Raw genomic sequence first — 13,586 nt, 5'->3', positions numbered from 1 at the left:
CGCAGAGGATTGCTATCGTTCTAGATAGCTCAGCTTCCATGCGCCCATTTAAGGATCATGGGCAAAGCGAAATCATCAATAAGGTCAAAGAACTAAGAGGCTATGCTTCCAACCTAGAGCTCTGGGTCTTGGAGTCTGACCCAGCTGCGCCACGCCTCTACTATGGTAGTGATCTCAGCCAAGCTCTGAATAAAATCAAAGCCTGGTCTCCGTCTTCTGGAGCCGTGAATCCACGTCGCTCCCTACAAGCAGCCCGATCCCTTGCCGGCCCTAAGGGTGCGCTTTTATACGTCACTGACACACCTAACAGCAAAGCTCCCTACAATTCCAATATCCTCTCTATTGGCAAACCTATCGCAAACTGTGGATTTACAGGCATCGAATTTGATGAGCGTGACGGCCAACTCATTTGGAAAGCCATCATCAGAAACTACTCACCCACAACGCAGAGCCGAAGTTGGCATCTTTCCACCGATCAGAATGAGAAAACGAGTGAACAGCAAATCACACTCGCCCCCAATTCGATGACAACCGTTCAGGGGCTCTTTCCGGAGAATGCCACTCACTGCATCCTTCATCTCTCAGAAGATGAGTTTGATTTTGATAACCAACTGCCCCTGGTGAAACCACAAGCTAAACAATTACTCCTACATTGCTTGAGCTCCACTTATAAAGAACTCTCATCAAAGATGATCCAGGGTTTTCCGAACGTCATCAATGAAAGCGTGCAAGAAAATGCCGACATTTTCTTAGGCAACTACACCGACCAACCCAGTAAAATCACCACGAATGGCATTCTGTTTCTGCCCAGCAATGAAAAGGCCTCCAAATATTTGAGCGCTCCCGTAGTAACTGAGAAGCACCCACTGGTAGAAGGTCTCAGCTGGCAAGGCCTACTCGTCAAGGACACACCTGGGATTAGCCCGGAGGAGAACGACCAGGTACTCGTCTGGCAAGGCAACAGACCCTTGATCTTTGTTAAAACAAAAAAAGACATCCTCGAATCAAGCGGTAACACCAAAGAATACTACTCACTCATATTTAATTTCGATATCAATCAATCGAACCTAGCCAAACAAGATGCCTTTGCTGTGCTCCTGTTGCGCTTTTGTGAACAGCTGCGAGAGAACAAAGAATCCTTTGAATCTCTACTGCTGGAGACAGGCCAAACACTGGCAATCAAACACCATTCGGATAGTACCCTCAGCAATCAGCAGTTCAATATCGTTGAGGACGACAAAACCACCATTACGATGGAAAAAAACCATTCCATCGAGTGCCCTGACGTCCCAGGGTTTATGACCATTACATCCAATGATGGCCAACAAAGCACACCACTGCTGGATGCGGCTGTTTACTTCGCCGACACTCGTGAAGCTGACTTCAGCAAGTCTGGCCCAGCCTACTCTCCTACAACGGTGATTGCCTCAACCACCGAAGAACACACAAGTGAGGACCATCTGTGGCGATATTGGTGCTTGGCTGGAGCCCTCGCCCTTCTTCTTTCCTGGCATTACTCCACATCTAACTCTCCTAAAAACGTCTGATGTATTTCGAATCTCCAGAATGGTTCTTACTGATCCCTGTCCTGCTAGTCGCAGGTCTGGCTTGGCGTCGTTTGCAGCTCTTCACACCTGTTCGAGTTCTTGTCATTATCCTATTAGCGGTCATTCTATCCTCCCCCAAAAAAGAGATGCTCCAGGACCATATGGACTTGTGGGTACTGCTCGACAGGTCGGATTCTACCGAGGATCTGATCGACAAGGGTTTACCTGAATGGAAATCGTTGTTAGAGGATGCTCGACCCAGCAAAGACGACAGACTGATCTTCGTAGACTACGCGTCAGAAATCTCTCTCAATCAACCCGGCACTGAGACAGCTAGTTTTACTGGTAAACGCAATCTGACGCGCACCTCACTAGCGATAGATCACGTGCTAGCCATTGCTAGTGAAGATCGCCCATCGAGAGTCCTAGTATTCTCGGATGGATACTCGACAGAACCGGTTGGAGACATCCTAGCCAAGCTCACTAAAAGCTCCACTCCTCTCGACTACCGTTTGATTCGCGAACAAATCGAAAACGACTTCCGAGTGGCTCGGATACATATGCCGGAACGAATCCAGATCAATGAACCCTTTCTACTCAGCGTGACCGTGAAGGGTTATAGAGACGGTGAAGTACCTGTAACCATTTACCGTAATGACGAGCCGCTGCAGACAAGCAAGGTCTCACTCACCAATGGCGTCGGCAAAATCGAATTTTCCACCCGTCTCAACCAACCCGGAGCCTACCAATTCAGTGCCAAAATCGCCCCAGAGAACGATGCTTATGATGGAAACAACACCCTGAGACGCTGGATCCAAGTAACCAGCGGTCCGAGTATTCTAATCGCCACCGCCTACACCAATGACCCTCTAGCTGAGAGTCTTAGAAACCAAGGATTCCATGTGATTGTAGAGCCTAAGGCTTCTGCTCTGAAAGTGGGTCAACTAGCTGGGATGCGTGCTGTCATTTTCAATAATGTTCCAGCCTACGAAGTCCCAAGTGAGTTTCTGGATGCACTTAGTTTCTATGTAAAAGAGCAAGGCGGCGGCTTCCTGATGGTGGGCGGTAAAAAGTCCTTCGGCTCTGGTGGCTATTTCGGATCCTCCGTAGCCGATCTTCTTCCGGTCTCCATGGAGCTTAAAAACGATCACCGTAAATTTGTCGTCGCCATGTCTATCGTCATGGACAGGTCTGGCTCCATGGGCGCCTCCGTCAACGGACCAGGTGGTAAAGCAGTCACCAAAATGCAGCTTGCCGGTTCCGGGGCAGCCACGGCGATCGATCTGCTTGGCTCCCAAGACTACATTCAGGTGAATGCCGTCGATAGTGAAACTCATATCATTATCCCTCCACAGAAAATAGGCGCAAACAAAGTCGCCCTGATGCAACGGGCACGTAAAGTACGCTCTGAAGGCGGCGGTATCTATGTCTATCGTGGACTGGAAGACGCCTGGGATAAGTTAAAAAAAGTAAAGTATGGCACGAGGCACATCATCCTCTTCTCGGATGCCGCAGACTCTGAAGAACCCGGCAACTACAAGGCGCTTCTCAAGAAAATCACCTCAGCAGGTGCTTCAGTTTCTGTTATCGGTCTCGGATCCAAGCGAGACGTCGACGCCAAACTACTCGAAGACATTGCCAAGCATGGTAATGGAAGAATCTTCTTTGCAGAGAATGCTTTGGATATCCCCAAGCTATTTGCGCAAGAGACCGTTACCGTCGCCCGGTCCAGCTTTGTCGAGGACGCGGTGGGCGCCCAGCCTACAGGATTCTGGACTGAAATTTCCCCCAAACCACTGGACTGGCTCCCTTCTGTCGATGGCTACAACCTTTCGTACGTCCTGCCAGACTCCACCACAGCTCTGGTCTCGAAGGATGAATACACTGCTCCTCTGGTCAGTTTTGCTCGCCGGGGTCTAGGCCGGACTGCCGCCATCTCCTTTCCTATGGGAGGTGAGTTTTCAAAGAAAGCCCGAGAATGGCCCCTCTATGGAGACTTTAGCCAGACCTTGAACCGATGGCTGATGGGTAATGAGCTGCCCGAGAGTCTGGGCATGCGCTACAAAGTCGAAGGGACCCAACTGAAACTCGATCTATTCTATGACCCCGAAAAGCTTGGTGAAGAGTTTGCTACCCATCCTCCAGTCATCGCCATGCAGGATTTTGAGTCTGATGAAGCAGTGTCTCAGCTGACTTGGAAACGTATGTCTCCTGGTCACTTCAGCCTGACTCATGATCTCGTAGAAGGCAGTGTCATTCGCGGTGCGGTGCAGGCTAGTGACTCAGTCATTCCCTTTGGCCCACTCCAAATAGGTAACAATACGGAATGGTCCTTTGATGCAGAGCGAGTAGCCGAATTGCGATCACTTTCAGCACAAACTGGCGGCCGAGAACTCACGGACCTATCTGAGGCTTGGATACGTCCGGCTAGCCTTCATCAAGCAGACATACGAATCCCCTTCCTCATCCTCTCGCTTCTACTGATCTTAGTGGATGCATACATCACAAGAACTGGATGGCAGTTTCCAAAACTTGCGCCTATGGCCTCCTTGCTCAAATCTCCACGCAAGCTACTTCCTGAAAAAACCACCAAAACCAAGTCTGCTGCTTCCGCTCTCACCAAAGAATCAAGCCCTGCCTCCTCTCCCGCGAAGCCAACCAAGATCGCCGAGAAAGCTGATGTCCCAGCTAAAACTGAGGTTGATCGCAGGTCACGTTTTGACCGTGCCAAAAAACGGAGATAAAACTCCTCTGTTTTGCTTTGCCTGAAACCTCGCTTCCAGACAGAATCTCCCGCGTGGATACACTTTTCCCAGAAGGCGAACCTCAATCTTCCAGTGATCAGACTAGCTCATCAGAGCCTAGCCTGTCTGGTCAACCTTTGGCGTCGAGAATAAGGCCCCGCACTCTGGAGGAGGTAGCTGGGCAAAAGCACATTCTTGCCGAAGGTAAACTGCTCAGGCGTGCTATCGAGGCTGACCGATTCTCCTCGCTGATCTTCTATGGACCGCCGGGCACAGGAAAGACTACCCTGGCCACGGTGATCGCTCAATCCACCAACTCCCGCTTTGAGATGCTCAATGGCGTGGAGAGCAACGTGGCCGAAATCCGGGATAAGATCGCTCAGGCCAGGACCTGGCAAAATTTACGCAATCAAACCACCATTCTCTTTATCGATGAGATCCATCGATTCAACAAGGCCCAACAGGACGTGCTCTTACCTCACATCGAGCGTGGAGTCGTCCGTTTCATTGGGGCTACGACCCATAATCCCTTTTTTTACGTAAACTCTCCACTCACCTCGCGCTCGCAGATCTTCCAGTTGGAGCCCGTAGAAGTGGAAGACATGGTGGCCGTCCTCCAGAGAGCACTCACAGATGAAGAACGCGGCCTCGGCACACTTCATATACAAGCGGATGCAGCAGCGCTGAGACATTTGGCTGAAAAGTCTGATGGAGACGTGAGAAAAGCTCTCACTGCCCTGGAGCTCGCCTCCTTGACCACACCGGCAGATGATGACGGATCCATTCATCTGACTCTATCCATCGCAGAAGAGTCTATCCAGCAGAAGGCCGTCGTCTATGATGCAGATGGCGATGCGCATTACGACACGATTTCAGCCTTCATCAAATCCATTCGTGGTTCAGATCCAGATGCAGCTCTCTACTGGCTGGCGAAAATGCTTCACGCAGGTGAAGACCCCCGCTTCATCGCCAGGCGGTTGGTTATTTCTGCGAGTGAGGATATTGGACTGGCTGACTCAGGAGCACTCCGTGTTGCCATGGATGCTCAGCAAGCATTTGAATTCATTGGCATGCCGGAAGGTCGCATCCCTCTAGCCCATGCCACAGTCTATCTGGCTACCGCTCCCAAGTCCAACAGCGCCTATGCAGCTCTTGGAGAAGCCATGGCAGACATCCAGTCCGGCCGCACACTGGCTGTGCCTCCTCACTTGCGTACGAAGACCAGGAAAAAAATTGCTTCAGCCTCAGGCGAATCCGATGATGCGCTACGCTACTTCTACTCACATGATTACGAGGGTAATTACGTCCCTCAAGCCTATCTTCCGGAGGGTCGCTCCTATTATACCCCGACAGAGAATGGGCTCGAAAAACGTATTAAAGAGCGCCTTGACTATTGGCGTAAGCAAATTGACCAGTAAGTGAAATTACCGGGAATAAATACTCATCACATCTCTCATCTTCTATATCTATGATCCGCTGGTTCGCAAAAAACCATGTAGCTGCTAATATTCTGATGCTAGCCATCCTGATTAGCGGAGGCTATCTCGCATGGTTCAAACTTGCTGTGGAAGTCGAACCAAGCGTGGAGTTCCCCATGATTAGGGTATCAGCCCCTCTACGAGGCGGTTCACCGAAAGATGTTGAGCAAAAAATCGTCCTGCCAATTGAAAAGGCCTTAGCAGACCTGTCTGGTGTAGACTATATAGAATCTTATGCTTCACGCGGTAGCGGCTCTGTTTCCGTTCATGCCATAAGCGGCACGGACATGGACAAGATGAAGAATGAGGTGGAGTCCAGGATCGACAGTATCACCATTTTCCCCAATGAGGCAGAGAAACCCAGAGTCTATGTACCCAACACGGCCAACTGGAGAGAAGTTATCTCCGTTATGGTCTATGGTGATCTATCAGAGAATGATTTGATCGCGGCAGCCCGCCAAGTGAGAGATGACCTGACAGCCTTGGATGGTATATCAAAGGTAGATATCCAAGGCCTGAGGGACAGAGAAATTACGATCGAAATTGATCTGGAAAAACTGAATGCCTACGGACTGACCGTTAACCAGCTATCCAACGCCATCCGCCAAAGCTCCGTTGATCTATCAGCGGGTTCTATCAACAACAATGGTGAGCGCATTCTCATCCGTTCCAGCTCTCAAGCTTATGTCGCCGAGCAATTCCGGGATCTGCTGATCAGCCGCTCTAATGGTTCAGAAATTTATCTGGGAGATATCGCCACCGTCAAAGATGGCTTTGAGGATGAGCAGAAAATTGTCCGCTACAACGGTCAAAACGGCATCTTGCTGGAGGTCATGCGCCTCAACAATGAAAATGCCCTTAAAATAGCAGACACGGTCAAAAAATACACCGAGCAAGCCGCTGACAAGTTCCCCGAAGGCATCCATTTTGCTACATGGGATGATGAATCAGTAAGCCTCAAAGGGCGCATGAAAATTCTCTTTGAGAACCTTTTCCAAGGCGCCTTGCTGGTTCTGATCCTACTGGGTCTATTCCTACGTCCCAAGATCGCACTCTGGGTCGTGGTGGGAATCCCAGTCAGTTTTGCAGGCGCAATCATCTGCATGCATGCCTTCGGAATCACGGCCAACAACATGTCGATGTTTGGCTTTATTATCGTGCTCGGTATTGTGGTGGATGACGCCATCGTCACAGGTGAGAATATCTACTCCAAACTCAAGAACCCGGAGATTACACCTCTAGACGCTGCGGTTATCGGCACTCAGGAAGTGGCAACTCCAGTGACCTTTGGGGTTATCACGACCATTGTGGCATTTGTTCCCCTGATGTTCGTAGAAGGCTACATTGGAGAGATGGCCAAACAAATCCCCTTGGTGGTTATCCCTGTTCTGATTTTTTCTCTTATCGAATCCAAGTTCATCCTCCCGGCCCACTTGAAGCATCTGAAGAGGAATCGTGCCAAATCAGGACCTATCGTTCGCCTCCAGCGCGGCATCGCCGACTCGATGGAGAAATTAGTCGAGAAAGTCTACCAGCCTGCACTGAAATTCGCAATTCATCACAGGTATACGACGGTCGGCCTCTTTATAGCTTTGTTCTTGGTCGTCATGGGTTATCAGAAAACCCAGGAATTTAACCCAACCCCATCAACGGACCGTTACATCATTCGCGCGTCTCTGGATATGGTCAACGGAACTCCCTTTGAGGAGACCGATGCCAAAACCCAAATGATCGCGAATGCCATCGATTCTATCAGAGATGATTTTGTAGACCCCGGCACGGGCGAATCTCTTATCCAAAATGTCGTCACGACAGTCGGCGGTAGACTCTGGAGCTCTCAGGTAGACCCGACAAGCGGTGAAATCATGGTAGAGATCACTCCTCCCAGCCAGCGTAGCACGCATGAAGGCCCTAAAAATAGCGACATCGCCAAAGCTTGGAATGAGGCTGTGGGAGAAGTCCAGGGCGCCCGCAGTTTCCGGATCCGTGCACAGAGAAACAACAGCCGGCATATGTCTGATCAAGAGGAGATTTCCATCATGCTCACTGGCTCAAATGAAGAAGCCAAGCTCGCCTATGCTGAAGCAATCGAAGCTTGGCTCAAGAGTCACGAAAACATTCAGAGTGCCCAGATTTCCAGAAGGACTGACCAAAGAGAATTTGAAATCAACCTGAATGCTGAAGGTAGAGAGGTGGGCCTCTCACAGGAAGATCTTGCCCGCCAAGTCCGCAACGCTTTCTACGGCACACAGATACAGAAGATCCAACGCGGAGAAGATGAAATCCGCGTGATGCTCAAACTCCCTGAGGACCAAAGAACCTCTCTCCACACACTCGAGACACTGCGCATTTCCCTTGGAAACAACAAAACAGCGAACATTTCTCAGTTTGCCGATATTGTAGAAGGCACAAGCCCTCCAGCCATCAGCCGCCGTGACGCCTCGCGCATCATCACCATTTCAGCCACTCCAAAGCCAGGCATCAAAGTTCCTAACATGGAAAAGGAACTCACTGAAAAACTGAATGAAATTGCTCGTGACTATTCCGGTGTGAGCTGGAGATATCTTGGCACGCTGGCTGAGTATAAAGAAACCAACCAAAGGATTTGGACCTTAGCCGGACTCTTAGGCTTCACTCTGTTTGCCCTGCTAGCTATTCCATTCAAATCTTTCGTGCAGCCATTTTACGTACTGCTGGCGGTACCATTTGGGGTGATCGGCGCCTTCATGGGTCATTACATCATGGACATCCCTTTATCCTACCTCAGCTATTTCGGAATTTTGGCTCTGGCAGGTGTGGTGGTAAACGACTCCTTGGTCATGGTTGATTTCATCAACTCCAAACGACTTTCCGGTGAGTCCATCAAAGGTGCCATTCTGGCAGCAGGATCACGACGCTTCCGCCCTATTATCCTCACCTCGATTACAACCTTCGCGGGTCTGGTGCCCATCATCTTTGAGCCTTCCATTCAGGCTCAATTCCTGATCCCCATGGCCGTCTCACTGGGCTTTGGTATTCTCTTCGCGACTGTGATCACCCTGTTCCTGATCCCATGCGCCTATTCTATTGGCGAAGACATCAAGGGCTTATTTGGCATCAAAGGAGCTCCCGGCGAACATGATGGCTCGACCGGGAGTGGCTGCGAAATCACCAATGAAGCCCAGAAAAACGAGGAAAACGTTTTAGCCTAGCGCTCAATATCCTCTATACGCCGCTGTAGTTTCTCCAGCAAAGATTGAGTACGCTGTACTTTATTCACGGCCTCGGGAGCCTCTTCTGGAACATTGGCTACATGCTCTGGCTTGGAGACTTCAATCTGAGCTTCGTAGTCTGGATTTGACTTAAGCAGATTAGACAAATCGGCGGCAGGAATGATGTAAGTTTTGATTCGGCTGCTTCGGGCGACAACAGTCCCCACATAATTTCCATCGAGATCAAATACCGGACCTCCACTCTCCCTAGCTTCGATTTGCATGTCAGACTGGAGCACATCAGGGAAGCCATCAGCCACATCATTGACACTGCCACCCATACTTCTCATGCGGTTCATTCTTTCTGGACTAATGCGTCTGAACTGCGGACGTGCTCCCAAAGTGACTTCGGCCACGAAAGGTTCCGCATTCCTCCGAATAGTCAGATTCACCGTGTCCCCAGGCTTGAAACGCTGTAACAAGTTACCCATCTCGATCATGCCATTGACCTCACGGTCGCCTACCTTGAGAACCACATCACCAGCTTCAAGCCCGGCTTTTTGGGCAGCTGTATCAGGCTCTATATTCTGCAAACGGACACCGCCGTTCGTCACAGGATTGACATCCATACGTACACCTAGGAAAGCCTTGTCTTGCTCCCGCAGACTACGGGCTTGAACACTCACGACACCAAAACCGTGAGCGCCCTTTCCTGGACCAGATAAATAGATAAATGATCCAACTGATGGATCCTTAGGATTCTCGAGGCTGACAGCAGGCAAGCTTCCATTGTAAGCCAATACTGCAATGTCGTAATTGTTATAAATCGCTTTTACGACAACGCCCCGCCTAACACCATCATGTCCTACGATGAAAAGCTCCGAGGCAAACGGTTTGATCTCACTCCATTTCGTCACGATTCCCTCTGTAGTCACTGTGCCCAGAGTGATCACACGATCACGGTACTCCACATAGACAGCATGCTTCCGTGTTTTGTCAGCTAGTGGCTCCACAGCCTTATAGAAGCTGGCAGCCTGAACGTCTAACACCTGAGCATCACGTTCGCGTAAAAAGGGTAAGCCGACCTTACCGTAACCACCTTGTGCGTATAGCGGGGAACAAAGGCTCCCTACAATACCGAGTATCATAATTCCTTTATTCATATCGTAGATCATTTGAATTTATTCTGTGTAAAAGTCGCCACGTTTTACTAGTTTGAGGTCCAGATCACGTGATTCATTCCCTCTTTTCACGCGCACCTTAATGGTTTGGCCCGGTCTGTATCGATTCAGTTCAATGAGCAAAGCCTTACCAGACTTCACTCTCTGACCATTGATGGCTCGAATGACATCATTAGGCTTCATGCCAGCCAAATCGGCAGGCCCATCTGGCAGAATAGCCTCAGCCATGATACCACCATCCAGCTCACCACCGATTGAGAAACCCATTACCGGGCTGTCCGGGTTCGCTAGAGGGTTGGCTCTCAGGTCTCCCCAAGTGTCGCCTTTCTTCAAGCGATCCCAATCCGCGAGCAATCCACTGATGCCTGCATGGTTGTTTGCTTTAAAATCATAACCGATCGAAGAGTTGATTCCGACTACATTCCCCTTCATGTCAAATAAAGGACCTCCAGAATCACCACCGATGAGCGTACAATCTGAGGAGATAAAACCATTGGGGTTTCTGGAGACAATGCGCCCAAACCGTACAGGAGGCTTACGCAGAGCGTCATAGCCACCAGCATGACCCATCGCCACGACAAAGTTACCCACCTTTAGCTCATCTGAATTGCCTGTCTTGGCAAATGGATAGCTGCCCGGCTGGGTGATCTGCACCATCGCTATATCCTTCGTGCGGTTCGCCCCCAGCACCTTCCCCTCTTTCTCGGTACCATCGGGAAAGATGACGATCATCTCCGGCGTCCCTTGCACCACATGCGCAGCCGTGAGGATCAGGCCGTCTTCACTCACCACCACGCCACTCCCCCAGGCTCCCGTCCTGTTCGCCGCGAGTGACACCGTAGCCGGCTGAACCTTAGCCACTACTGACTGAATCTCCTGCTCCAGGGACTTAAGATCCTGCAAGGAGTGAATTTCAGAAACCGAATCCTGTGCATAACTCACTGTAACTAACTGCAGTGAGATCATGCATCCTAATACTGGTGTAAAAAATCTGGTGAATGCACGCATATGACTTATCTTTGCAACCGTTCAGCGAAACCGCAACCTACTTTTTGTCTCATTTTATGGATATGACGTGCAGGAATGGCAACGTATTCAAAATAAAGGGCAAAAGATGTCCAGATTGCGAACTGCGGAAACATTCACTATGCCAGCCAAGAAAAAGACAGCTAAAAAAGCCGCCAGGAAATCAAACGCCAAGAGAGTGAAAAAGTCATCTCAAAGGTCTCTCGCCTTCCGTGTCGCCTTTGCTCCCTTTCTAGCTATTGGTAAGGTCACCGCCAAGTGGCCGACTATCGTTCGCTGGCCAGCCCGTATCGCACTGGGCTCATTGTGGATTGGTTTTTTCATCTTTTGTGCCGTCGTCATCTTTTATGGAGCTCGTGCACATTCCAGCAAGTATGATCCAGAAAAGATCACGCAGATGCCAGCTCGCTCCATCGTCTATGCCCAAGACGGAGTCACCGAAATTGGTAAACTGCACGGAGACAATCGCCTCATGGTCAGTATCGACGAGGTTTCTCCTTGGTTTAAAAAGGCCCTGATCGCCCGTGAAGACGCCCGATTTTACGACCATGGCGCCATTGACATTCGTAGCCTAGGAAGAGCCGTGTTTCGTAATGTGACTCAGAAAAAAATGGAAGGTGCATCCACACTCACCATGCAGCTGGTCGACAATTCCTATGCCTATAACGGCAAGAGCATCGACGGCAAACTTTTGGAAATGGCCATCGCCTTTCGCATTGAAGCCAATTACAAAAAAGACCAGATCCTGGAGCATTACATGAACCGGATTTTTTGGGGGCACTCCATTCGCGGTATCGAAGCCGCTGCAAGGACCTACTTTGAAAAGCCAGCTTCAGAGCTCACACTATCTGAATCTACTCTGTTGGCAGGCATTATCAGAGGCCCTAACACCTTCTCTCCATTCGTCGACCTTCAGAAGGCCATCGACCAGAGAGACACGACTCTGAAGAGAATGGTTCATTACAAGTTCATCACTGAGGCTGAAGCCGAAGAAGCTAAAAACGAGAAAGTAAAAATACGCCCTGTATCCCGCCGGATCACTCATGACTCTTATGCCATGGACGCCATTCGTCGTGACCTAGATATCATTTTGGAAGAGCAGGAAATTGAGATGGGTGGCCTACATATCAAAACCACCATTAACCCTGAACTTCAAAAAGCTGCAGAGCTCGCTATTGAAGCCCGTCTCAAGGAAGCTGAAAAAGACCCTAGCTACCACCACCAGACCAGAGCACAGTACCTTTCCCGTTACGCTAAGACCCAACAGGCTCCCAAGTACATCCAAGGCGCCTTGGTCTGCCTGGATAATCGCACCGGTGCAGTATTGGCGCTAGTTGGTGGCCGCAATGCTGACGAATCAAAGTACAACCGGGCCCTGCACGGAAAACGCCAGATTGGATCCGTCTTCAAACCATTCGTCTACATGACAGCTTTTGATAAGGGCCTCCATCCTGGAGCCTGGGTACGAGACAGTAGAATTCAGCCAGGTGAAATCCAGGGTGCTCCCCGTAGCTGGTCCCCTAACAACTCTGACGGAACTTACAAAACGCTCATGATGGTACAGGAGGCCTTAGCCCGCTCCAGGAACACCTCCTCAGTGCGTATTGGGGACTATTGTGGTATTGACCAAGTCATCGAGACAGCCCGATCTGTAGGCTTCACAGGAAAGATTCCCCCCAGCCCTGCCACGTATTTAGGCACCTTTGAAGCTTCACCTTGGGAGGTAGCCAAAGCCTACACGGTATTTCCGAACCAAGGAAAAGTCGTCCGCCCGTTTATCATCTCAGAAATCAAGGATAGTGAAGGTAATGTCGTCTATCCTGGATCTGGAACTATATCATGGTCTGCAGCAAAACAAGGAGCAGCTACCTCTGTGTCCAATACTCTGCAGGAAGTGACCAGCCGCGGAACTGCCAGCAGACTGCGTTCAGCTCTAGATTACAAAGAGGTATGTGGTGGCAAGACTGGAACGACTGATAATTACCGTGACGCATGGTTTGCCGGATACACCTCCTCTCTTACCTGTGCTGTATGGGTGGGGATGGATGACAACACCAAAACCATCAACCGTGGCTATGGCTCCACTCTGGCGCTTCCCATCTGGGCAAAGGTCATGAAGAAAGCCAAGGACTTGGGATACCCCGCTGAGAGCCTCAAACCAAACATCCCCATGCAAAGTGTGCGACTGTGCCGCTTCACCTCGCAATTGGCCACCCAAGGGTGCGAGGCACATCACTCAGCCTACAATGCAGCAATCCCCGTTGATTTAATTCCAAAACATACTTGCGATAACCACCCCGTACGCGCACAAATCATCCAAGAAAGCGCTGTACCAGCTCCCCCCTCCCGGGCGGTTCCTGTCCAAGAAGGTCAGAGACCTTCGCGAGCTATTCCAGTTCGATGAATCTCCCATTAATCC

General features: G+C 50.2%; 7 protein-coding genes. 5 read left to right on the top strand and 2 right to left on the bottom strand.

Annotation, left to right across the window (positions count from 1 at the left end; all coding sequences use genetic code 11):
• Positions 1-38 precede the first annotated feature (38 nt).
• From BUB27_RS07590 to BUB27_RS07575, 4 genes are read left to right on the top strand one after another with little or no spacing between them, the layout of a single operon-like run.
• Entirely contained in the window at positions 39-1,547 is a 1,509-nt protein-coding gene (locus BUB27_RS07590; RefSeq protein ID WP_234991706.1) for a hypothetical protein, read from the top strand.
• Positions 1,547-4,291, top strand: coding sequence for a VWA domain-containing protein (locus tag BUB27_RS07585; protein WP_143183214.1), 2,745 nt, complete (start codon positions 1,547-1,549; stop codon positions 4,289-4,291). The genes BUB27_RS07590 and BUB27_RS07585 overlap by 1 nt, the downstream gene beginning before the upstream one ends.
• A 53-nt stretch (positions 4,292-4,344) precedes the next feature.
• Positions 4,345-5,709 carry a replication-associated recombination protein A gene (locus tag BUB27_RS07580; protein ID WP_143183213.1) on the top strand — a complete coding sequence of 455 codons (1,365 nt, stop codon included), beginning with the start codon at positions 4,345-4,347 and terminating at the stop codon, positions 5,707-5,709.
• Positions 5,710-5,759: 50 nt separating this feature from the next.
• Positions 5,760-8,960: an efflux RND transporter permease subunit gene (locus BUB27_RS07575; RefSeq protein ID WP_143183212.1), complete on the top strand. Its 3,201-nt coding sequence runs from the start codon at positions 5,760-5,762 to the stop codon at positions 8,958-8,960.
• Here BUB27_RS07575 and BUB27_RS07570 read toward each other — a convergent pair.
• Positions 8,957-10,123: a S1C family serine protease gene (locus BUB27_RS07570; RefSeq protein WP_159434861.1), complete on the bottom strand. Its 1,167-nt coding sequence runs from the start codon at positions 10,121-10,123 to the stop codon at positions 8,957-8,959. The two genes, BUB27_RS07575 and BUB27_RS07570, sit on opposite strands and share 4 nt — an antisense overlap.
• 18 nt (positions 10,124-10,141) lie before the next feature.
• Entirely contained in the window at positions 10,142-11,107 is a 966-nt protein-coding gene (locus BUB27_RS07565) for a S1C family serine protease (protein ID WP_159434860.1), read from the bottom strand.
• A 148-nt stretch (positions 11,108-11,255) separates the two neighbouring features.
• Here BUB27_RS07565 and BUB27_RS07560 point away from each other — a divergent pair, with 148 nt between their 5' ends.
• On the top strand, positions 11,256-13,571 hold the full coding sequence (locus BUB27_RS07560; protein WP_143183209.1) for a transglycosylase domain-containing protein: 2,316 nt from the start codon (positions 11,256-11,258) through the stop codon (positions 13,569-13,571).
• Positions 13,572-13,586: the final 15 nt, after the last annotated feature.

The sequence above is a fragment of the Rubritalea squalenifaciens DSM 18772 genome (assembly GCF_900141815.1).
Taxonomy (GTDB): Bacteria; Verrucomicrobiota; Verrucomicrobiia; order Verrucomicrobiales; family Akkermansiaceae; genus Rubritalea; species Rubritalea squalenifaciens.
The sequence above is the reverse complement of the archived record's forward strand: the minus strand, read 5'-3'. Positions and strand labels throughout refer to the sequence as shown.

What these genes read in the sequence shown, in the direction of transcription:
- BUB27_RS07585 (WP_143183214.1), top strand. Translation starts at nt 1,547, where the DNA reads ATGTATTTCGAATCTCCAGAATGGTTCTTACTGATCCCTGTCCTGCTA.
- BUB27_RS07565 (WP_159434860.1), bottom strand. Translation starts at nt 11,107, where the DNA reads ATGATCTCACTGCAGTTAGTTACAGTGAGTTATGCACAGGATTCGGTT.
- BUB27_RS07575 (WP_143183212.1), top strand. Translation starts at nt 5,760, where the DNA reads ATGATCCGCTGGTTCGCAAAAAACCATGTAGCTGCTAATATTCTGATG.
- BUB27_RS07570 (WP_159434861.1), bottom strand. Translation starts at nt 10,123, where the DNA reads ATGAATAAAGGAATTATGATACTCGGTATTGTAGGGAGCCTTTGTTCC.
- BUB27_RS07560 (WP_143183209.1), top strand. Translation starts at nt 11,256, where the DNA reads ATGTCCAGATTGCGAACTGCGGAAACATTCACTATGCCAGCCAAGAAA.
- BUB27_RS07590 (WP_234991706.1), top strand. Translation starts at nt 39, where the DNA reads ATGCGCCCATTTAAGGATCATGGGCAAAGCGAAATCATCAATAAGGTC.